Genomic DNA, 20,317 nt, shown 5'->3' with positions numbered 1-20,317 from the left:
TGAACGATCAAACAACAAAAATAATCGAGAGCGACTCGCGGCGGTCTGGATGCGACAGGCCGCGTGTCCAGGGTCGGGCGAGAGGGAATTGTGGGCGGTACGACCTCGCGGCCTACACGGCGATCGGCATCGCCCCATCGCCATGTATAGACGCGCGTTGCGTTCAGCCAGCCTTGCCCAGCTGCTGGTCGAGGTAGTCGTAGGCGATCTGCAGAGCTTGCTGGGTGTCGAAGTTGCCGCCGGACAGCGCGCCGCGTAGCCACAGGCCGTCGATCAGCGCGGCCAGGCCGCGCGAGGCGGCGCGGGCTTGCGCCACGGGCAGGAGGCGGCGGAACTGGCAGCACAGGTTGGAATCCAGACGGTGGTCGTTGACCCGCTGCAAGCGGCGCAAGGCCGGCTGGTGCATGCTGCTGGCCCAGAATGCCAGCCAGGTCTTGATCGCCGGGCCGTTGACCTGGCTGTCGTCGAAGTTGCCGGCGATCATCGCGCGCAGGTGAGCCCGTGGGCTGTCGTCCTCGAGCGCGGCGCGCCGGCTGCGCACCGCATTGCTCAAGGCCAGCATCAGGTGGCGCATGGTGGCGTCGAGCAGACCGTTCTTGTCCTTGAAGTAGTGGCTGATGATGCCGTTGGACACCCCCGCCAGGCGGGCGATATAGGCGATGCTGGCATCGCTCATGCCAACCTGATCGACGGCTTCGAGGGTGGCCGCAATCAGTTGTGCGCGGCGGATCGGTTGCATTCCGACCTTGGGCATCGGTATCTCCGTGGTTTGAGGAATATCCCTGGGCGGGCGGCAGTCTAGGACGGTTTTTATTGGACGATCAATCAAATATGCCGTTTTATCCAGACCCTGGCGGCGCATACCGCTTCTGCTCGGCGGGCCGGCAAGCCGCCGCTGCCGTGACAGCACAGGGCTGCAGCATTATAATTTGATTAACATTAATCTTGAGCGATTGGCGATTTTATGGAAAGCAAGACCGCGCGCCTCACCGTGCTGATTGATCCGGTCAAGAAGAAGGCGTTCGAGGAGCTGTGCGCCGGGCAGGATCTGACGCCTTCTCAAGTCGTGCGCCAACTGATCCGCGATTACCTCGACAGCCACGGCGTTACCTACGCCACCCAGAACAAGCGTGGCCCAGGCGCCAAGGCATGAGCCACCGCGCCGGGTAGCGCGGCGAACGACTCAGCTGTGCTCCGGGACGTGCGCGCGCTCCTCGGCGGCGCTCAGCGCGGCGCCGAAGTTGGGGTGGTAATGCGCGCTGCCGATCTCCTGCAGAATGCCCGCCTTGCCCAGCTTGCTCAGCACCTTGTGGTTGGCCTCGCAGAGTTTCACCACGATGTTGCGCTTATGCAGTTGCTGAATGACGGCCTCCAGCGTTTGCAGGCCGGTGATATCCATGAACGGCACGCGGTGCAGGCGAATCACCAGCATCCGTGGGTCGGTATGGGTTTGTGCCAGCGCGCGCTCGAAGGTCTCGGCCGCGGCAAAGAACAGCGGCCCCTCGATCACGTACACCAGCACCCCAGGCGGCAGGCGGGTATGGCCGCCACCCCGTAGCTCCGCTTCCAGTTCCTGTTCGACGACCTGCTGCACCTCCACCGAGGAGGCCATGCGCCGCATGAAATTCAGCATCGCCAGAATCACCCCGATGTTCACGGCGATCACCAGGTCGCTGAACACCGTGAGGCCGAAGGTGATCAGCAGAATCGCCACGTCCGCCCGCGGTGCCCGCAGGATCATGCGCTTGAAGTGGCGCAGTTCGCTCATGTTGTAGGCGACCACGAACAGGATCGCCGCCAGCGCGCACAGTGGAATGTCCGAGGCCAGTGGGGCCAGGAACAGGATGATCAGCAGCAAGGTGATCGCGTGCATGATGCCGGCCAGTGGGCTGGTGCCGCCGTTACGGAGATTGGTTGCGGTGCGCGCAATCGCGCCGGTGACGGCGAAGCCGCCGAACAATGGCGTGGCCAGGTTGGCGATGCCCTGACCGATCAGCTCCTGATTGGAGTCATGCTTGCTGCCCGCCATGCCGTCGGCCACCACCGCCGACAACAGCGACTCGATCGCCCCCAGCATGGCAATCGCAAAGGCCGGGCCGATCAGTTCGATGATCCGCGACAGGCTAACGGCCGGCAGGCCGAACTCGGGCAGGCCCTGGGGAATGCCGCCAAAGGCGCTGCCGATGGTGGCCACCCCATCGAACTGAAACAGGGCCTGGAGCAGGGTGACCACCAGCATCGCCACCAATGGGCCAGGCACGCGCTGGAGCCCCGGCAGCTTTGGCGACAGCAGCACCAGGGCCAGGCTGAGCATGGCCAGCAGGGTGGTGGCCGGGTGCAGCTGCGGCAGCAGGTGCACCAAATGCCAGACCTTTTCGTGGAAATGCTCGCCGCCGACCCTGGGCAAGCCGAAGAAGTCCTGCCATTGGCCGACCCAGATGATCACCCCGATCCCGGCAGTGAAGCCGACGATCACCGGGGCGGGAATGAACTTGATCACGGCTCCCAGCCGGGTAATCCCGAGCGCCAGCAGCATGGCGCCGGCCATCATGGTGGCGATCTGCAGGCCATCGATGCCGTGCTCGGCGGTGATGCTCGCCAGAATCACGATGAACGCGCCGGTCGGCCCGGCGATTTGCAGGCGGCTGCCACCAAACACGGATACCAGCACGCCGCCAACGATCGCCGAGTAGATGCCTTGCTCCGGTTTGACTCCCGAGGCCATCGCAAAGGCCATGGCCAGCGGCAATGCGACTATTCCGACGATCACCCCGGAGACCAGGTTGTTCAGCCAGTGTTGGCGCCCCAGTAAACCGGCTTTCCACGCTTCATGTAGCGCAATCATGGTGAACTCCTCGGCGAGTACATGTGCATGATATTATCATGTGGTGATAACAAAGTGCCTCTTTGCCACTGAGCGCACAGTTGTGCGCGAGCACCACCAAGCGGGTGACCGAAATGAACCGTAACGACGTTAAAACCAAGCATGCCGAGGGCGTCAGCTTTGACACCCATGTGATCGCCAACCCGACCCATATCAAAGAATGGATCGTGTTTTTCAAGAAGGATGCGGGGAGAAGTTATTTTCTGGTCGATGACGGCGAGGAAGTCGAGTCATTCGTCCGTCTGGATGACTTGATCGACGAGTTGCGCGAGCTGGGGATCAAGAACGCCGAGATCCACCTCTAACAGTCTGTTGAACAAGACGCTGTCCCAGTGAGAGCGCACTGCCAGGCAGAAACGAGAAAGCGGGCCGTAGCCCGCTTTTTCGTGTTGCTGACGCTGGCTTACTTCAACCAGCCCGCCACGCGCTCGGGGTTGGCGGCGACCCAATCCTTGGCGGCCTGTTCCGGCTTGGCGCCTTCGCTGACGGCCAACATCACCGCGCCCACTTCTTCTGGGCCCCAGGAGAATTTCTTCAGGAAAGCGGCGGCTTCCGGAGCCTTGGCTTCCATCCCCATGCTGGCCACGGTGTCGATATGCTCGGCTTCGCCGAAGACATTCTGCGGGTCTTCGAGGAAGCGCAGTTTCCACTTGGCGAACATCCAGTGCGGAATCCAGCCGGGAACCACGATGGCTTCCTGCTTCTTCTCGGCGCGGGCCAGGGCGATGGCCATGGCCGGGCCGGAACTCGGCATCAGTTTGAAGTCCAGTTTGTATTTCTCTATGGCTTCTTCGGTGCGGCGCATCACGCCGGCGCCGGCGTCGATGCCGGTGATCTTGCCGTCGTAGGCTGCTTTGCTCTTGTTCAGGTCTTCGATGCTCTTGGCCTCGACGTAATCCGGCACCACCAGGCCGATCTTGGCGCCTGCGTAGTTGGTGCCGAGCACCGCTACCTTGTCTTTCATCTTGGCGTAGTACTCGCCGTGGGTGACCGGCAGCCAGGCGGAGAGGGTGACGTCGAGGTCGCCGCGGGCCACGCCCTGCCACATGATGGCCGGTTCGACCGGCATCAATTTGACCGGGTAGCCGAGCTTGCTGGTGAGGATTTCGCCGGCGACATGGGTGGCGGCGACGCTGTCGTCCCAGCCGTTGACGTAGCCGATGGTCAGGGCAGGCTTGTCCGCCGCCATGGCGGTGGTCATGCCCAGCGCGAGTGCGGCGACGCCCAGGCTTTTCAGGCAGAAGGTGGATAGTTTGCGCATAAATTTGGTGCTCCATCAGTGAGAGTGGCAGTTCAACTGTGTTACTGGCTCGTGCTGATTGCGGGTGTTGCGCTGGCCGGTTAGCCCATGCCAGGTATATGTGTCCCTGCCCGTCTGGCGCGAACGCCAGGCGGGCCAGAGCTTTTACAGGCCGACGAATTTCTTCACGGCGGCGGCGCCATCCTGGCCGTCATAGGTGGTGACGCCAGCCAGCCACTTGTCCAGGGCTTGCGGGTTGGCCTTGATCCAATTCTTCGCCACCTCGGCCGGGTCTTCCTTCTCCAGCACTTTTTCCATCAGCTGGCTTTCGATCTCGACGCTGAATTGCAGATTGTTCAGCAGCTTGCCGACGTTGGGGCAGCGCGCTTCGTAATCCGGCGTGACCACGGTGTAGACCTTGGCCGCGCCGTAATCCGGACCGAACACGTCATCGCCGCCCGACAGGTAGGTGAGGTCGAACTGGGTGTTCATCGGGTGCGGTGCCCAGCCGAGGAACACCACCGGCTTCTGCTTCTTCACCGCGCGTTGCACCTGCACCAGCATGCCGGCTTCGCTGGACTCGACCATGCGGAAACTGCCCATGCCGAACTGGTCGCTCTTGATCATGTTTTCGATCAGCAGGTTGCCGTCGTTACCGGGCTCGATGCCGTAGATCTTGCCGTCGAGTTCTTTCTTGAACTTGGCGATGTCCTGGAAGCTTTTCAGGCCAGCCTCAGCCAGATAGGTCGGCACGGCGAGGGTGTACTTGGCACCCTCCAGGTTGGCGGTCGGCAGCACTTTGACGCCGCCATTCTTGGTGAAGGGTTCGATCACCGCGTCCATCGAGGGTGCCCAGTAGCCGAGAAATACATCGATCTGGCCCTTTTGCACCCCGGTGAAGGCAATCGGTACCGAGGCCATGATCTTGCGCGTCTGGTAGCCCAAGCCTTCGCTCAGGGTCATGGCCACGCCGGTGGTGGCGGCGATGTCGGCCCAGCCGATCTCGGCGAAGCGCACCTGTTTGCAGCTTTCCGGCTCCTGGGCCCAGGCGCTTTGCAGCAGGGTGCAGGACAGCAGGCCAACTCCAGCAATAGTTTTCAACTTGTTCATGTATGACTCCCTGTGTGAATGGATAAGGTGAAGGTCTTACTGGCGCTGCAATTTCGCGCTCACCCAGCTAATCAGGGTGCTGCGTTTCTCGCTTTGTTTGGTGCCGAAGCTTTCGGTAATGCGGTCGAGGATGATCGCCAGCAGCACCACGGCCATGCCGCTTTCGAAGCCTAGACCGATATCCAGACGCTGGATGCTCGCGAGTACGTCGTTACCCAGGCCGCCGGCGCCGACCATCGAGGCAATGATCACCATCGACAGGGCCATCATGATGGTCTGGTTGACCCCGGCCATGATCGACGGCATGGCGCTGGGCAGCTGCACCTTGAGCAGCAGTTGGGCCTTGCTGCAGCCGAAGGATTGGCCGGCTTCGATGATTTCCTTGTTGACCTGGCGAATGCCCAGGTTGGTCAGGCGCACCGCCGGTGGCATGGCGAAAATTACCGTGGCGATGATCCCCGGCACCCGGCCGAGGCCGAACAGCATGGCGGCCGGAATCAGATAGACGAACGCCGGCATGGTCTGCATGAAGTCGAGAATGGGGCGGATGATGGTCGCCACGCGCTCGCTCTTGGCCGCCCAGATGCCCAGGGGGATGCCCCACAAGAGGCTGATCAGCGTCGCGGAGAAGGTCAGGCCGAGGGTCACCACGGTCTGTTCCCAGAAACCGGTGAGGACGATCAGAATAAAGGACACGGCGGTAAAGGCGGCGAAGCGCGCACCGATACGCCAGAGGCCGAGGCCGACGAAGATGGCGATCAGCAGCCACGCGGGAGGCAGCATGAGGATGGCCTCGATGCCTTCGGAAAACGTACTGACCACGCTGCCGATGCTGTCGAAACCGTTGCTGTAGTTGTCCAGCAGGTGCTGCACGCCGTCGTTGACCCAGCTGCCCAGGTCGAGCTTCTTGTCACTCATGTCATTCTCCCTGCATGCGGGTCAGCAGGCGACCCTTGCTAATGGCGCCAGAGTATTGGCCATTGCCGCCGACAACCGGGATTGGCCCTTCATTGATTACCAGGCGCTCGATCACCTTATCCAGGGGCATATCTTCCGGCACCGGGGTGATCTGCTTCACCACGTTTTGGTCGAGTCTGCAGGACTGACCTCCTTCGACCAGCAGGGCGATCTTCTCCAGGCTGATCGAACCGTAGAAGCGGTTGTTCTCATCGACAATGAAGGCGTAGTGCTTGTCCAGTTCCTGCAGTTTTTGCGAGACCATCTGGGCGTCCGGGGCCACTCCGTTGTGCACGAAGATCGGCACGCTGTTGGCCATCAGCTGGCCGGCGGTGAGGTAGCGGTTGGTGTCGACGGTGTCGAAGAAGTTGCGCACGTAGTCATTGGCCGGATTGTCGACCAGCTCTTGCGGAGTGCCGACCTGCACCAGCTTGCCGCCTTCCATGATGGCGATGCGGTTGCCGATGCGCATGGCCTCCTCAATGTCGTGGGAGACGAAGATGATGGTGCGGCGGTGGGTCTTCTGCAGCTCGAGCAGCAAGTCCTGCATTTCGCGGCGCTTGAGCGGATCGAGGGCGGAAAACGCCTCGTCCATGATCATCATCGAGGGGTCGACGGCCAAGGCGCGGGCCAGGCCGACGCGCTGCTGCATGCCGCCGGAAAGTTCATGGGGGTGCATCTGCGCGAAGGTTTCCAGGCCGACCTCCTTGAGCACCTCCATGGCGCGCTTCTCCCGCTCCTTGCGGCCTATGCCTGCCACTTCCAGGCCGAAGGCGGCATTGTCCAGCACGGTGCGCGAAGGCATCAGGGCGAAGGACTGGAAGACCATGCTCATGTCGCGGCGACGCAGGTCGATGAGTTCCTTGCTGCTCATCTTGGCGACGTTATGGCCGTCGATGAACACATTGCCGCCGGAGGGCTCTATCAGTCGGTTGATCAAACGAATCAGGGTCGATTTGCCTGAGCCGGAAAGGCCCATGAGGACGAAGATTTCGCCCTCTTCGACACTGAACGACACGTCGCTTACACCAATCACCGCGCCGGTTTCGGCGAGGACTTTATCCTTGCTCCAACCTTGCTTGCTCTGGGCGATGGCTTCTTGAGGCTTGTTGCCAAAAACCTTATACAGATTTTCGACCACGATTTTTCCGGCTTTCATGGGAGGTTCCCCTTCAGTAGACATCCAGATCAGTTACACGGAACCTGGCGCGCGGCGATCGCGCTCTCCTGGTGATGTCGACTGTTCTTGCCTGTGTGAGTGTGGGTGGTTCCAAGTTTTGGACAGCGTTCTGGGGCGCGGCCAGCTGCTGCGCATTCAGGCGCACACTAAGTGGCGCACCATGAGCTCGAGAGGTCAGGGGCGTTACTTGGTCATGCCGATGAATGAACTTTGCTGTGCCGTGTCGCAAACTGCTTTCCAAACCCTCTGGCAGAGTAACGAAGGCCAATCCGTTGGGATTTAACAGCCCTTCCTGAGCTGCGCGTACATCCGAAATTTCTTGTTGGGCTGGCACCCACTTGAGATGGCCAGCGCTATCTAATATTCGGTCCAGAGTGTGGGAACTCTGGTCTGTCGACCCTGTTAAGAGTCCACAGCGACGAAATCGGCTGGCTCAACAATATAGTCTTCGAATCGCGGCAATTGTCGGTTTGCGACTCTGACGTATTGGGCGGCGACATGGCCGACCTATAAAAACCATAACAGAGTTTTTTAGCCCTTGGCCAAGGCTGAAACCCGCGCCAGCCGTGGTTTTCAGCTATTGACATGAGTGTAGCCAGCGTATGCCGGGGGCTGCGCCGGAATGAAAAAAAATCTAGTTCAGGGCATTTTTTTGCTGTCCGATGGCAAATCTGCCGCGCTGCCGTCGCGCCGAGTGACGCCCCGCAGCCATTGTTTGACCGTCTGCGGATTGGCCTGCAGCCAGGCCTTGGCTTCGCGCCGGCGGTTGGTGCTCTGGTTGAGGATGGCCTCCATCAGGTGGTTTTCCATCTGCAGGCTGAAGCGCAGGTTTTGCAGCAACCGGCCGAGGTTCGGGCACTGCTCGGTATAGCCTTTGCGCACGCTGGTATAGACGGTGGCACCGCCGAAGTTGGGGCCGAAGAAATCGTCGCCGCCTCCCAGGTAGTGCATCTGTACTTGATTGTTCATCGGGTGCGGCTCCCAGCCGAGAAACACCACCCACTGTTTGAGGTGCTCGGCGCGTTTGACCTGGGCGAGCATGCCCGATTCGCTGGACTCCACCAGGCTGAAACCGGCCAAGCCGAAGGCATTGCTGTCGATCATCTTGCGGATCAGTTTGTTGCCGTCGTTGCCGGGTTCTATGCCATAGAGTTTGCCGTCAAGTTCCGTCTTGTAACGCGCGATATCGGCGAAGTTCTTCAGGCCGCCGTCGTACGCGGCCTGGTTCACCGCGAGGGTGTATTTGGCGCCTTCCAGGTTGGCGATTACGGTTTCCACCGCCCCGCTGTCCAGGTAAGGCCTGATGTGAGCCTCCGAGGTCGGCATCCAGGTGCCGAGGAACACATCGATTTTGTTGTCCTGCAGGGCCTTGTAGGTGTCTGGTACCGACAGGCGCTTGACCTGGGTGCGGTAGCCCAGGTCATTCAGCAGCAGACGGGTGACGGCGGTGGTGACGGTGATGTCGGTCCAGCCGACGTCGGCGAAGCGCACCAGATCGCAGGTCGCGGGTTCGGCGGCGTGGGCCAGTAACGGGGTGCTCAACGCGAGCGTCAGCAGGCAGTGCGCGGGCAATTTCATGGGCATCTCCAATAGCCGGGTGAGGGATCCCTCGGGGTTCCTGAGCATGCCCTGGCGAGACGGGCGGCGGCTGGCCGGTGCATGGGCGGCTGGATCATTACGCCAGAGCCGGATGGCTGCCTATGTGCCAGGTCGCAGGTGGGATGCTGCTGTCGCATACGGCAATGCGGCGCCCTGAAACTGTGCGCCAGATCACTGGCGAGCCTGGCGAATGCGGCCCCGCATAATTCGGCTCCGCGCGAGTCATGCTGACGGCTTTGGACATGAACGCGTCGGTGTGGGACGTCTGCGGTTCGCGCAAATCCCGATGATGGCCGCAAAGCTGGAATGCGACCGGGAGATTAGTTGTGGCTATCAGTGTGTTCGACTTGTTCAAGATCGGTATCGGGCCTTCCAGCTCGCATACCGTCGGCCCCATGCGCGCCGCCGCGCTGTTTCTCGGCGCGCTGCGCGAACGGCGCATGCTGGAGCGGGTGCAGCGCGTGGAAGTACGCCTGTATGGCTCGTTGGCGGCCACCGGCGTCGGTCACGGCAGCGACCGTGCGGTGATCATGGGCCTGATGGGCGACTGGCCGGATCAGATCGACCCGGCGCAGATCGAGCCGCGCATCGCGGCGCTGCTCGAGAGCGGCCAATTGCTGCTCGACGGCGATGTGCCGGTGGTTTTCGACTGGGCGCGCGACATGCGGCTGCTCGACGAAAACCTGCCTTACCACCCCAATGCCATGACCCTGACGGCCTTCGCGGTCGACGGCGGCGTGCTGCACGGCGACACCTATTATTCGGTCGGCGGCGGCTTCGTGATCGACGCCGAGCAGGCCGCCAGCGGCCAACTGGACCAGGATCACACCGCGCTGCCCTACGACTTCTCCAGCGCCGAGGAGCTGTTGCGCCTGTGCAAGGCGCACGGCCTGCGCGTGTCCGAATTGATGATGGCCAACGAGAAGGCCTGGCGCAGCGAGGCGCAGATCCGTAGCGGCCTGATGCGCCTGTGGCAGGCCATGCGCGACTGCGTCGAGCAGGGCCTCAAGCACGAGGGCATCCTGCCCGGCGGGCTCAACGTCAAGCGCCGCGCGGCCAAGCTGCACCGCAGCCTGCAGGAAATGAGCAAGCCCAACGTGATCGGCTCGACCCTCAGCGGCATGGAGTGGGTCAACCTGTTCGCCCTGGCGGTCAACGAGGAAAATGCCGCCGGCGGGCGCATGGTGACCGCGCCGACCAACGGCGCGGCCGGGATCATTCCGGCGGTACTGCACTACTACGTGCGCTTCAGCCCGGCCGTCAGCGAAGCCGACGTGGTCGACTACCTGCTGGCCGCCGCCGCGGTGGGCATCCTGTGCAAGAAGAACGCCTCGATCTCCGGTGCCGAAGTCGGCTGCCAGGGCGAGGTCGGTTCGGCCTGCGCGATGGCCGCCGCCGGCCTGGCGGAGATCCTCGGGGCTACCCCGGAGCAGCTGGAAAACGCCGCCGAGATCGGCCTGGAGCACAACCTCGGGCTGACCTGCGATCCGGTCGGCGGGCTGGTACAGGTGCCCTGTATCGAGCGCAACGCGATCGCCGCGGTGAAGGCGATCAACGCCGCGCAGATGGCCCTGCGCGGCGACGGCCAGCACTTCATCTCGCTCGACCGGGTGATCCGCACCATGCGCGACACCGGCGCCGACATGCACGACAAGTACAAGGAAACCTCGCGCGGCGGCCTGGCCGTGAGTGCCATCGAATGCTGAAGGCGCCAGCGTGGCGTCTTTTTGAGCCGGTTGTGAGGCGTCAGTGCGCTTGCTGACGCTCGCCAGCGGCTCATTTTGGTGCCGGTTGCTAAGGGTTCCTGGCAACTATTGCTGCAGCGCCGAGCGCGCCGCTCGGGCGACCCTGGTGACCGTCCGGTCAGGTGCAGTTACCCTGTCCGTTACTGCCACCATGGCCTTTCGTAACGACGCTGGCATTGGCCTGCTCGGAGGGTGCTACCGAAATGCTCAAGCTCCCGTATGCCGGGGCTTGTGGTCGTAAACGGAATGTTTTGTCGCTCCTGGCAAAGCCTTGCGGTTGGGGGGGTGTCTGCACCCCGTCAGGTTTGTTGAACAAGTAATCAATTTAGGCATGACCTTTGCGTTGTTATCCACGCCGATCTGGGGTTGTGGCCTACCAGAATCACAAAAAATAGAGCCCCGCCGTGATGCGGGCTCAACACCGTGTTTAGCTTTGCGCGAGGGTCTTATCAATGTCACAGTTCAGCCAAGGGGCGCAGCCCCACAACCCTCCCCAGGCCATCGGCTTTCTGCTGCTGGACAACTTCACCCTGATTTCCCTGGCCTCGGCGGTGGAGCCCCTGCGCATGGCCAATCAGCTCTCCGGCAAGGAGCTGTATCGTTGGTACACCTTGACCCAGAACGGTTGCCCGGTAAGCGCCAGCGATGGTCTGCAGATCACCCCGGACGCCGGCCTGGACAACGCCCCGATGCTGAACTCGGTGGTCGTCTGCGGCGGCGTGGATATCCAGCACAGCGTCACCCGCGAGCACCTGCACTGGCTGCAGAGCCAGGCGCGCCATGGCCGCCTGATGGGCTCGGTGTGCACCGGCGGCTGGGCCCTGGCCAAGGCCGGCCTGCTCGACGGTTACGAATGCAGCGTGCACTGGGAAGTTCTCGCGGCGATGCAGGAAGCCTTCCCCCGTGCGGCCATCACCACCCGTCTGTTTTCCATCGATCGCAACCGTTACACCAGCTCCGGCGGTACCGCGCCGATGGACATGATGCTGCACCTGATCGGCCGCGAGCATGGCCGCGAATTGGCGGCGGCGATCTCCGACATGTTCATCTACGAGCGCATTCGCAACGAGCAGGATCACCAGCGCGTGCCGCTCAAGCACATGCTCGGCACCAACCAGCCGAAACTGCAGGAAATAGTCGTGTTGATGGAGGCCAACCTGGAGGAGCCGATCGACCTCGATGGCCTGGCCAGCTACGTCGATGTCTCGCGTCGCCAGCTCGAGCGCCTGTTCCAGAAATACCTGCACTGCTCGCCGTCGCGCTATTACCTCAAGCTGCGCCTGATCCGCGCCCGCCAGTTGCTCAAGCAGACCTCGATGTCGATCATCGAGGTGGCCTCGGTGTGCGGTTTCGTCTCCACCCCGCACTTCTCCAAGTGCTACCGCGAATACTTCGGCATTCCGCCGCGCGACGAGCGTAGCGGGCAGAACCTGGTGAGCATGAGGGCTTTGGTGCCGTTGCCGGAAGACCTGCTGCGGCCGTCCTCGACCTCGGCCCTGGCCGCGCTGACCCGCGCCCAAGGCGAGTCGACCTTCGCCAGCGTGCGGCTCTAACAGGCCCGCGTGCGGCTAAGCGCCGGTCGGACTTTTTCGCAGTAGAACCACGTTAAGTCCGACAGGCTCCCAGGCAGATGAAATTCGGTTCGCGCAGGAAGTCGCGCCAGAATTCATCGCCATGTTGTTCCAGGCCTTGTTGCGAAACCGTGGGCGATTGCCAACGGCAGGCGCCGAAGCCGGCCTCGCGCAAGGCCCACTCGTAGGTTGCGCGGCTCCAGTGGACATTGAACAGGCGGATTGCGTGGCTGCCGGTGAAGAACGCGTATTCCACGGCGTCGCCTTCGTGCAGCGGCGAGGGGCTGTGCACCAGGTAGCCATACTTGCGCGTGGCCTGGTCATTCCGCGGCGGGAACAAGGGGGTCGCATTGATGCTGGCGACCAGTTGCCCACCCGCTTTGAGGTTGTTGTAGGCCGTGCGGCAGAGCGCCAGCAGCGCCTCCTTAGACGCGGCGTAGTTGAACAGAAACGCCGCACTCACCATGTCGAAGCTGCCAATGGTGCCGAGGGCGGCCACATCGCTGTGGATATAGCTGATCCCCAGAGGCCGTTGCTTTTCCGCCTGTCGAGCCAGTTCGATCATGCCCGCCGAGATGTCCACGCCGACGACCTGGCGTGCGCCTTGGCGTTTTATCGTTCGGCTGAAACGCCCTTCGCCGCAGGCCAGATCCAACACCGTTTTGCCCTGCACATCGCCGAGCAGATTGAGGTAGGTGAACTCCTCGGCGTGTTTCTTCACCGTCAGTTCGCCATGCACGACTTGGTAGGCGAGAGAAATATCATCGTAGGCGGTGGGCATAGGTATTCCTTGCGGGTGCGGCCGATCCGGGCCGCGAATTGGGTTGGCGACGATTCCGGCCGTGCCCCGCGAGCCGGGTGAAAATAGCGAGCGCCGCCGCTGGACCGCCTGACGGTGGTCTGGCGACGGCGCTCGATGCATCACACGCTCGAGTCGGGCATGCTCGCTTTACGCTGCTCGATGTAGGCCAGCAAGGCCGCGTCGATGGCCGGATCCAGCTCCGGTGCCTGGTACTCGGCCAGCAGCTTCTTCCAGCGCGCATTGGCGCGCTGGGCCATGTCCAGCCGGCCGTCGGCATCCCATTGCTCGAAGCTGTTGTTGTCGGTGATCGGCGACAGGTAGAAGGCGGTCTTGAAGTTCGCCTGGGTGTGGTTGCAGCCGAGGAAGTGCTTGCCCGGGCCCACTTCGCGAATCGCATCCATGGCCTGGCCGTTCTCCGACAGGTCGACGCCCTTGAGCAGGGTCTGCATCATACCGGCCTGGTCGGCATCCATGATGAACTTCTCGTAACCCATGGCCAGCCCCCCCTCCAGCCAGCCGGCGGTGTGCAGGGCGAAGTTGACCCCGCCCAGGGTGGTCGGCAACAGGGTGTTGGCGCTCTCGCTGGCGGCCTGGGCATCGGGCACCTTAGACGCGGTAAAGGAGCCGCCGGAACGGAACGGCACCCCCAGGCGTCGGGCCAGGTTGGCCATCACGTAGAGCACCAGCGCCGGTTCCGGGGTGCCGAAGGTCGGCGCGCCGGACTGCATGGACATGGAGCTGGCGAAGCTGCCGAACACCACGGGCGCGCCCGGGTTGACCAGTTGCACGAACGCCATCCCGGCCATGGCCTCGGCCAGGGTCTGGGCGGCAGTGCCGGCGATGGTCACCGGCGACATGGCGCCGGCCAGGATGAACGGGGTGACGATGCAGGCCTGGTTGGCGCGGGCATAGACCTTGGCGGCGCCGAGCATGGTGTCGTCGAAGGTCATCGGCGAGTTGGCGTTGATCAGGTTGACCACGCAGGTCTTGGGTTTGCCGGTGTCCGGGTCGAGCCAGGCGTCGCCGAACAGGATCTTGGCCATTTCGACCGTGTCCTGAGCGCGTTCCGGGTGGGTGACCGAGCCCATGAAGCACTTGTCGGAGTACTTCATGTGGCTGTAGATCATGTCCAGGTGGCGCTTGTTCACCGGCAGGTCGACCGGTTCGCAAATGGTGCCGCCGGAGTGGTGAATGCTCGGCGACAGGTAGGCCAGTTTGACGAAGTTGCGGAAGTCCTCGATGGTTCCGTAGCGCCGTCCGCGGTCGATGTCATGGACGAAGGGGCAGCCGTAGGCGGGCACGAACACGGTGTTGGCGCCGCCGATGCGTACGCTGCGCGCCGGGTTGCGCGCATGCTGGGTGAACTCGCGTGGGGCATTGTCCTGGATCAGCTTGCGGCACATGCCGCGCGGCATGCGCACCCGCTCGCCCTGGACATCGGCGCCGGCGTCGCGCCAGATCTGCAACGCCTCGGGGTCATCGCGAAAATCGATGCCGATTTCCTCGAGGATGGTGTCGGCGTTGGCCTCGATGATGGCCAGGCCTTCATCGCCGAGCACCTCGTAATACGGAATGTTGCGTGTGCTGTAGGCAGGCTGCGAGGACTGGGCGTCCGCGCGGCTGGCGCGGCGTGCGTCACTGCCACCCGAGCGTCGGCGTGTGGGGGTTGAGCTCATGCTGGGGTACTCCCTCGGTGGTGGTCGATCATGGTGGCGTCACCGGGACGCCGCGGTATGGCGGTGCAGTGCAGCGGTTGGGTTAGTCGAGACATGCTTCGTTACCCCAGGCGGATTGCATGATGCCGGCGGGAAAGACAATCCCGTGTTGGCGACAGGTCGCCTCCAGGGTGTTGAGCAGCAGGCAGGCGATGGTCATCGGACCGACGCCGCCGGGAACCGGGGTGATGGCGCCGGCGACCGTGCTGGCGCTGGCGAAATCCACGTCGCCGACCAGGCGCGCCTGGCCGTCCTCTTCGATGCGATTGATGCCGACGTCGATGACGGTCGCCCCGGGTTTCAGCCAGTCTCCGGGAACCAGTCGCGCTCGCCCGACCGCGGCCACCAGGATGTCCGCGCGCCGGCACTCGGCTTGCAGATCGCGGCTGCGCGAGTGGGCGATGGTCACCGTGCAGTGCTCGTTGAGCAGCAGGCTGGCCATGGGCTTGCCGACGATGTTCGAGCGCCCCAGCACCAGGGCATGCAGGCCGCTCATGTCGCCCAGGTGGTGCTTGAGCAGCATCAGACAGCCCAGTGGCGTGCAGGGCACTATGCCCTGGCCGCCGGTGGCCAGCGCGCCGACGTTGAGCGGATGAAAACCGTCGATGTCCTTGTCCGGGCGGATCGCGTTGATCACCCGCTCGGCGTCCACCTGCGGCGGCAGCGGCAGCTGCACCAGAATGCCATGCACCGCCGGATCCTGATTCAGGCGCTCGATCAGCTCGAGCAACTGCGCCTGCGGCACGCTGTACGCCAGGCGGTACTCGAAGGATGCCATCTCGGCCTCGCGGGCCTGGTTGGCCTTGTTGCGCACGTAGATCTGGCTGGCCGGGTCTTCGCCGACCAGGATCACGGCCAGGCCGGGGGTCACCAGATCATGCTCGCGCAGCTTGCGTACCTGGCGGCCGATTTCTTCGCGCAGGCGGGCCGCATACGCCTTGCCATCGATGATGTGTGCCATGGGGGAAATCCTGTGTTGGTCGGCATGCACCCGGCCTGCGGCCGAGCATGGGGGCGGCGGCTGGCGTCGGCTCAGCGGAACACCACGGTGGTATTGCCGTTGGTGAAGACCCGGTGCTCCAGATGGAAGCGCACCGCGCGGGACAACGCCATGTTTTCCGCATCGCGACCGACGGCGGCGAGCTGCTCGGCGTTGTAGGTGTGATCCACGCGCTCGACGATCTGCTCGATGATCGGACCCTCGTCGAGATCGGAGGTCACGTAGTGGGCGGTCGCGCCGATCAGCTTGACCCCGCGGGCATAGGCCTGGTGATAAGGCTTGGCACCCTTGAAGCCGGGCAGGAACGAGTGGTGGATATTGATCGCCCGGCCGCACAGCTTGTCGCACAGATCCTCGGAAAGGATCTGCATGTAGCGCGCCAGCACCACCAGCTCGGCGCCGCTCTCGTCGACGATCTCCAGCAGCCGTGCCTCTTGCTCGGCCTTGTTCTCCGGGGTCACCGGCAGGTGGTAGAAGGGAATCCCGTGCCAGTCGGCCAGGGGCTTGAGATCCGGATGGTTGGAGACGATGGCCGCAACCTCCATCTTGATCTCGCCGGTGCGCTGGCGATACAGCAGGTCGTCCAGGCAGTGGTCGAACTTGGAGACCGCGATCAGCACCTTGGGCGGGGTCAGGGTGTCATGCATCTGCCACTCCAGGCCGTCGACCTCGGCCACCGCGGCAAAGGTCTCCTGCAGCACCTGGAAGGGCGGGGTTTCGCCGGGAGTCGTGGAGAACACCGCGCGGACATAGAAGTTGCCGCTGGAGATCTGGTCGAACTGGGCCATCTCCATGATGTAACAGCGGTTTTGCGCGAGAAAGGTGGAGATTCTGGAGATTGTGCCGATGGCGCCAGGGCAGCTGGCCTTCAGCACATAGATGTTCTTTCCTTCGGTCGTGGCAGACATTGTGGGCATTTCGATCTCCGGGCAACTAGACGTTCTTGTTAGGCGTTCGGACGTGGCGACGCGTTGGGTGACCGGGGCGACGCATGATTCGGACTGCTCGAAATGTACTCGCGTAACCCGCGGTCACTTATCCTTGGGCGACATCCGGCATCGTTCGGACGACACCGCGAAAATTCCGTCGCTTTCGAAAAAATTGATCTAGATCAATATTTTACCGAGCAAGTAAAAATTCTTTTGACGCCTCGTTGGTTTGGTCGCGCATCGACATGTCCGCGTCGTCTGTGTGGTTACTGGCAGGGCGGCCTGTGCCTAATCTGCGAACTCAACAGCGCCGCCAGGCGCCACTCAGATGTCGTGTTTTCGGGGAGTCAACCGCCATGACCGAACAGTTCAATGAAGATGATTTCGACCTCAACGACCTGCCCGACGACGAGCTCGTCGAGCAGGTGCATGACGACCTCTATAACGGCCTGCGCGAGGAGGTGGTGGAAAGCACCGAGATCCTCCTGGCGCGCGGCTGGAGCGCCAGCAAGGTGCTGGACGAGGCGCTGGTCGGCGGCATGGGCATCGTCGGCGTCGACTTCCGCGACGGCATCCTGTTCGTGCCGGAAGTGCTGATGGCGGCCAATGCCATGAAGGGCGGCATGGAAGTGCTGCGCCCGCTGCTCAGCCAGGCCGGCGCCGAATCGGTCGGCAAGATCGTGATCGGCACGGTCAAGGGCGACATCCACGACATCGGCAAGAACCTGGTGTGCATGATGATGGAAGGCGCCGGCTTCGAGGTCATCGACATCGGCATCAACATTCCGGTCGAGGAATATATTGCGGCACTGGAAAAACACAAACCGGACATCCTCGGCCTGTCGGCGTTGCTGACCACCACCATGTCCTACATGAAGGTGGTGATCGACACCCTGGTGGAAAAAGGCATGCGCGACGACTACATCGTGATGGTCGGCGGCGCGCCGCTCAACGAGGAGTTCGGCAAGGCGGTCGGCGCCGATGTCTATTGCCGCGATGCCGGGGTCGCCGTGGACATGGCCAAAGAGCTGATCGCTCGCCGTCGCGCGGCCTGAGTCGGGAGCCGGCGGCCATGCAACCCATGCTGATCATCGCCTGCGGCGCGCTGGCCCGGGAGATCACGGCCCTGGCCAGGGCCAATGCCTGGGCGCAGGTGCGGGTGGAGTGTCTGCCCGCGGAGCTGCACAACCATCCCGAGCGCATCCCCGAGGCCGTGCGGCGCAAGCTCGAGCAGGTCGACCGGACGCGCGAGCGGGTGTTCGTCGCCTATGCCGACTGCGGCACCGGCGGCCGGCTCGACCAGGTGCTCGAGGCCTATGGCGTGCAGCGATTGGCCGGCGCGCATTGCTACGAGTTCTATGCCGGCGCGCAGCTGTTCGCCGAGCTGGCCGAGGCCGAGCCCGGGACGTTTTACCTGACCGATTTTCTGGCGCGGCATTTTGAGCGGCTGGTCGTGAGCGAACTGGGCCTCGACCGACACCCGCAACTGGCGGCGCTGTACTTCGGCAACTACCGGCGCCTGGTTTACCTGGCGCAGCGCGAAGACCCGCTGCTGCTGGAGCGCGCCCGGCACGCCGCGGCACGCCTCGGCCTGGCCTTCGAACAACGCTTTTGCGGCTATGGCGGCCTGCAAAGCGAACTGCTGCGCTTCATCGACGGGGAACGGGCATGGCCAAACTGATCATCGTCTCCTGGCGCGACATCCCGGCGCAGGTCATCGTCAAGCAGGGCCGCGAGAGTGCCCGGTTGCAGCTGTCCCAGCGTTTTCAGGAGGCCGTCGACCGGGCGGCCATGCGCGCCGGCAAGGGCGGTTCGGATGCCTATCTGGCCGACTGGAAGCGCTCCGAACCGGTCGCCTGCGGCGACGATCTGCAGGCCGCCGCCGAGGCCGAAGCGGCCCGGATAGAACACTGCTTCAGCGATGACGACCTGGATCGGCTGATCAGGAATAAGGGCCTGAGTGCCCAGGCGGATGACTGAAGGGCGCCGTTGCCAGGCACGTCATCCCACCACCACGCATCATCACATTGCCCGGCCACGGGCCAGGATAGATCCCATGTACAAGGTTCGTCGTTGGGTGGTTCGCCACTCAAGAGTGTTTGAAACCCTCTACCGCAACTTCGAGCCGATTCTGGTGAAGCTGCACCCGCTATGGCGGCGGCTGGGTTATGCCCGGGTCGAGGCGCCCATGCGGGCCGTCGAGAAGCGCGTCAAGGGCTTGCTGTTCGACTGCCAGATGTGCGGCCAGTGCGTGTTGAGCTCGACCGGCATGTCGTGCCCGATGAACTGTCCGAAGAACTTGCGTAACGGCCCCTGCGGCGGAGTGCGCAGCAACGGCCACTGCGAAGTGAAGCCGGAGATGAAATGCGTCTGGGTCGAGGCCTGGGCCGGCAGCCGCAACATGCAGGCGGGCGAGCGCATCCAGGTGCTGCAGAAGCCGGTCGATTTCCGCCTCAAGGGCACGTCTTCCTGGCTGAGTGTGGTGCGTCAACAAGCACAGAAAAATGAGGAGCGGGCGCAATGAAATTCGACGACGAGCCGGTTCCCGGCTATTCCCTGCCGATCCTGCCGGGCCACGTGTCGCCCGGCCGACTGGAGCGGGTACTGCGTGCCGGCAAATTCGCCATCACCTCGGAAATCGACCCGCCGGACTCCGCCGATCCGGGCGAGGTGCTCAAGCGTGCGGCGATCTTCGACGGCTACGTCGACGCCATCAACGCCACCGACGGTTCGGGGGCCAACTGCCACATGTCCAGCGTCGGCGTCTGCTCGCTGCTGACCCGGGTCGGCTACGCCACCATCATGCAGATCTCCTGCCGCGACCGTAACCGTATCGCCATCCAGGGCGAGATCCTCGGCGGCGCCGCGATGGGCGCCGCCAACATCCTCTGCCTGACCGGCGACGGCGTGCAGGCCGGCGATCACCCGCAGGCCAAGCCGGTGTTCGACCTGGACTCGATGTCGCTGCTGGAAATCGCCCGCGGCATGCGCGACGACTGCCGTTTCCAGAGCGGACGCAAGATAGTCACGCCGCCGCGGGTGTTCCTCGGCGCCGCCGAGAACCCCTTCGTGCCGCCCTATGACTGGCGCCCGCACCGCCTGGCGAAGAAGGTGGCGGCCGGCGCGCAGTTCATCCAGACCCAGTACTGCTTCGATATCGACCTGCTCAAGCAGTTCATGGCCAAGGTCGGCGATCTCGGCCTGCTGGAAGGGCCGAACCGGGTTTATATCCTGGTCGGCGTCGGCCCGCTGGCCTCGGCCAAGAGCGCCCTGTGGATCCGCGAGAACGTACCGGGCGTGCACATTCCGGATGCGGTGATCAAGCGCCTGCAGGGCGCCACTAAACAGAAGGAGGAGGGCAAGCGCCTGTGCATGGACCTGCTGCAGCAGATCCGCGAGATCAAGGGCGTCAGCGGCGCACACATCATGGCCTACCGGCAGGAGGAATCCGTCGCGGAAATCATCCAGGCCACCGGTGTGCTCGAGGGCCGCGTGCCCTGGTACCCGGGCCGCGACGACCCCGCCCAACTCAATCCGCAATCGCCGCGGGCGATCCCGCAGGCGGAAGCCGTACACCCGTAGTTC

20 protein-coding genes are annotated in these 20,317 nt (G+C 63.4%); 9 read left to right on the top strand and 11 right to left on the bottom strand.

What is annotated here, in order from left to right:
- Window positions 1-163: 163 nt before the first annotated feature.
- The gene (gene betI, locus P8H27_RS08090) at window positions 164-754 is read right to left on the bottom strand and encodes a transcriptional regulator BetI (RefSeq protein WP_289636624.1); all 591 of its coding nucleotides are present in this window, start codon (window positions 752-754) and stop codon (window positions 164-166) included.
- A gap of 210 nt (window positions 755-964) precedes the next feature.
- Here betI and P8H27_RS08085 point away from each other — a divergent pair, with 210 nt between their 5' ends.
- Window positions 965-1,153 carry a CopG family transcriptional regulator gene (locus P8H27_RS08085; RefSeq protein ID WP_289636623.1) on the top strand — a complete coding sequence of 63 codons (189 nt, stop codon included), beginning with the start codon at window positions 965-967 and terminating at the stop codon, window positions 1,151-1,153.
- Window positions 1,154-1,183: 30 nt separating this feature from the next.
- Here P8H27_RS08085 and P8H27_RS08080 read toward each other — a convergent pair whose 3' ends face one another.
- Window positions 1,184-2,845, bottom strand: a complete 1,662-nt coding sequence (locus P8H27_RS08080) for a SulP family inorganic anion transporter (RefSeq protein WP_289636622.1) — start codon at window positions 2,843-2,845, stop codon at window positions 1,184-1,186.
- A gap of 113 nt (window positions 2,846-2,958) precedes the next feature.
- Between P8H27_RS08080 and P8H27_RS08075 the strand changes: the two genes are divergently transcribed.
- On the top strand, window positions 2,959-3,189 hold the full coding sequence (locus P8H27_RS08075; RefSeq protein ID WP_289636621.1) for a hypothetical protein: 231 nt from the start codon (window positions 2,959-2,961) through the stop codon (window positions 3,187-3,189).
- A gap of 98 nt (window positions 3,190-3,287) precedes the next feature.
- Here P8H27_RS08075 and P8H27_RS08070 read toward each other — a convergent pair whose 3' ends face one another.
- The 5 genes from P8H27_RS08070 to choX form a co-directional block, all read right to left on the bottom strand.
- Window positions 3,288-4,145 carry a glycine betaine ABC transporter substrate-binding protein gene (locus P8H27_RS08070; RefSeq protein WP_289636620.1) on the bottom strand — a complete coding sequence of 286 codons (858 nt, stop codon included), beginning with the start codon at window positions 4,143-4,145 and terminating at the stop codon, window positions 3,288-3,290.
- 144 nt (window positions 4,146-4,289) lie between these two features.
- Window positions 4,290-5,234 carry a choline ABC transporter substrate-binding protein gene (locus P8H27_RS08065; protein WP_289636618.1) on the bottom strand — a complete coding sequence of 315 codons (945 nt, stop codon included), beginning with the start codon at window positions 5,232-5,234 and terminating at the stop codon, window positions 4,290-4,292.
- Window positions 5,235-5,270: 36 nt separating this feature from the next.
- A complete protein-coding gene (locus tag P8H27_RS08060) occupies window positions 5,271-6,152 on the bottom strand; it encodes a proline/glycine betaine ABC transporter permease (RefSeq protein ID WP_289636617.1) in 882 nt (293 codons plus the stop codon).
- 1 nt (window position 6,153) lies between these two features.
- Window positions 6,154-7,350, bottom strand: coding sequence for a glycine betaine/L-proline ABC transporter ATP-binding protein (locus P8H27_RS08055; RefSeq protein ID WP_289636616.1), 1,197 nt, complete (start codon window positions 7,348-7,350; stop codon window positions 6,154-6,156).
- Between the two features lie 660 nt (window positions 7,351-8,010).
- On the bottom strand, window positions 8,011-8,949 hold the full coding sequence (choX, locus tag P8H27_RS08050) for a choline ABC transporter substrate-binding protein (RefSeq protein ID WP_289636615.1): 939 nt from the start codon (window positions 8,947-8,949) through the stop codon (window positions 8,011-8,013).
- 347 nt (window positions 8,950-9,296) lie between these two features.
- Here choX and P8H27_RS08045 point away from each other — a divergent pair, with 347 nt between their 5' ends.
- Together P8H27_RS08045 and P8H27_RS08040 are read left to right on the top strand one after the other, a co-directional pair.
- Window positions 9,297-10,676, top strand: coding sequence for an L-serine ammonia-lyase (locus P8H27_RS08045; protein ID WP_289636614.1), 1,380 nt, complete (start codon window positions 9,297-9,299; stop codon window positions 10,674-10,676).
- 491 nt (window positions 10,677-11,167) lie between these two features.
- Window positions 11,168-12,268, top strand: coding sequence for a GlxA family transcriptional regulator (locus tag P8H27_RS08040; RefSeq protein ID WP_289636612.1), 1,101 nt, complete (start codon window positions 11,168-11,170; stop codon window positions 12,266-12,268).
- Between the two features lie 52 nt (window positions 12,269-12,320).
- Here P8H27_RS08040 and P8H27_RS08035 read toward each other — a convergent pair whose 3' ends face one another.
- The 4 genes from P8H27_RS08035 to purU all read right to left on the bottom strand — a co-directional run bounded on the left by P8H27_RS08035 (window position 12,321) and on the right by purU (window position 16,711).
- Window positions 12,321-13,067, bottom strand: coding sequence for a class I SAM-dependent methyltransferase (locus P8H27_RS08035; protein WP_289636611.1), 747 nt, complete (start codon window positions 13,065-13,067; stop codon window positions 12,321-12,323).
- 140 nt (window positions 13,068-13,207) lie between these two features.
- Window positions 13,208-14,764: a trimethylamine methyltransferase family protein gene (locus tag P8H27_RS08030; protein WP_289636610.1), complete on the bottom strand. Its 1,557-nt coding sequence runs from the start codon at window positions 14,762-14,764 to the stop codon at window positions 13,208-13,210.
- A gap of 82 nt (window positions 14,765-14,846) precedes the next feature.
- Window positions 14,847-15,764 (bottom strand): bifunctional methylenetetrahydrofolate dehydrogenase/methenyltetrahydrofolate cyclohydrolase FolD, encoded by a 918-nt coding sequence (gene folD, locus P8H27_RS08025; protein ID WP_289636609.1) that lies wholly within the window; start codon window positions 15,762-15,764, stop codon window positions 14,847-14,849.
- A gap of 71 nt (window positions 15,765-15,835) precedes the next feature.
- Window positions 15,836-16,711, bottom strand: coding sequence for a formyltetrahydrofolate deformylase (gene purU, locus P8H27_RS08020; RefSeq protein WP_289636822.1), 876 nt, complete (start codon window positions 16,709-16,711; stop codon window positions 15,836-15,838).
- Between the two features lie 377 nt (window positions 16,712-17,088).
- On the opposite strand from purU, the gene P8H27_RS08015 reads away from it, so the two are divergent.
- The 5 genes from P8H27_RS08015 to P8H27_RS07995 all read left to right on the top strand — a co-directional run bounded on the left by P8H27_RS08015 (window position 17,089) and on the right by P8H27_RS07995 (window position 20,314).
- A complete protein-coding gene (locus P8H27_RS08015) occupies window positions 17,089-17,787 on the top strand; it encodes a B12-binding domain-containing protein (RefSeq protein WP_289636607.1) in 699 nt (232 codons plus the stop codon).
- Between the two features lie 17 nt (window positions 17,788-17,804).
- Window positions 17,805-18,413, top strand: coding sequence for a DUF1638 domain-containing protein (locus tag P8H27_RS08010; protein WP_289636605.1), 609 nt, complete (start codon window positions 17,805-17,807; stop codon window positions 18,411-18,413).
- Entirely contained in the window at window positions 18,401-18,712 is a 312-nt protein-coding gene (locus P8H27_RS08005; protein WP_289636604.1) for a virulence factor, read from the top strand. Before P8H27_RS08010 ends, P8H27_RS08005 begins: the two co-directional genes overlap by 13 nt.
- A gap of 76 nt (window positions 18,713-18,788) precedes the next feature.
- A complete protein-coding gene (locus tag P8H27_RS08000) occupies window positions 18,789-19,256 on the top strand; it encodes a methylenetetrahydrofolate reductase C-terminal domain-containing protein (protein WP_289636602.1) in 468 nt (155 codons plus the stop codon).
- Window positions 19,253-20,314, top strand: coding sequence for a methylenetetrahydrofolate reductase (locus tag P8H27_RS07995; protein ID WP_289636601.1), 1,062 nt, complete (start codon window positions 19,253-19,255; stop codon window positions 20,312-20,314). Before P8H27_RS08000 ends, P8H27_RS07995 begins: the two co-directional genes overlap by 4 nt.
- Window positions 20,315-20,317: the final 3 nt, after the last annotated feature.

It is taken from the genome of Pseudomonas sp. sp1636, assembly GCF_030376615.1.
Classification (GTDB): domain Bacteria; phylum Pseudomonadota; class Gammaproteobacteria; order Pseudomonadales; family Pseudomonadaceae; genus Aquipseudomonas.
This window is presented reverse-complemented; position numbering and strand designations above follow the sequence as displayed.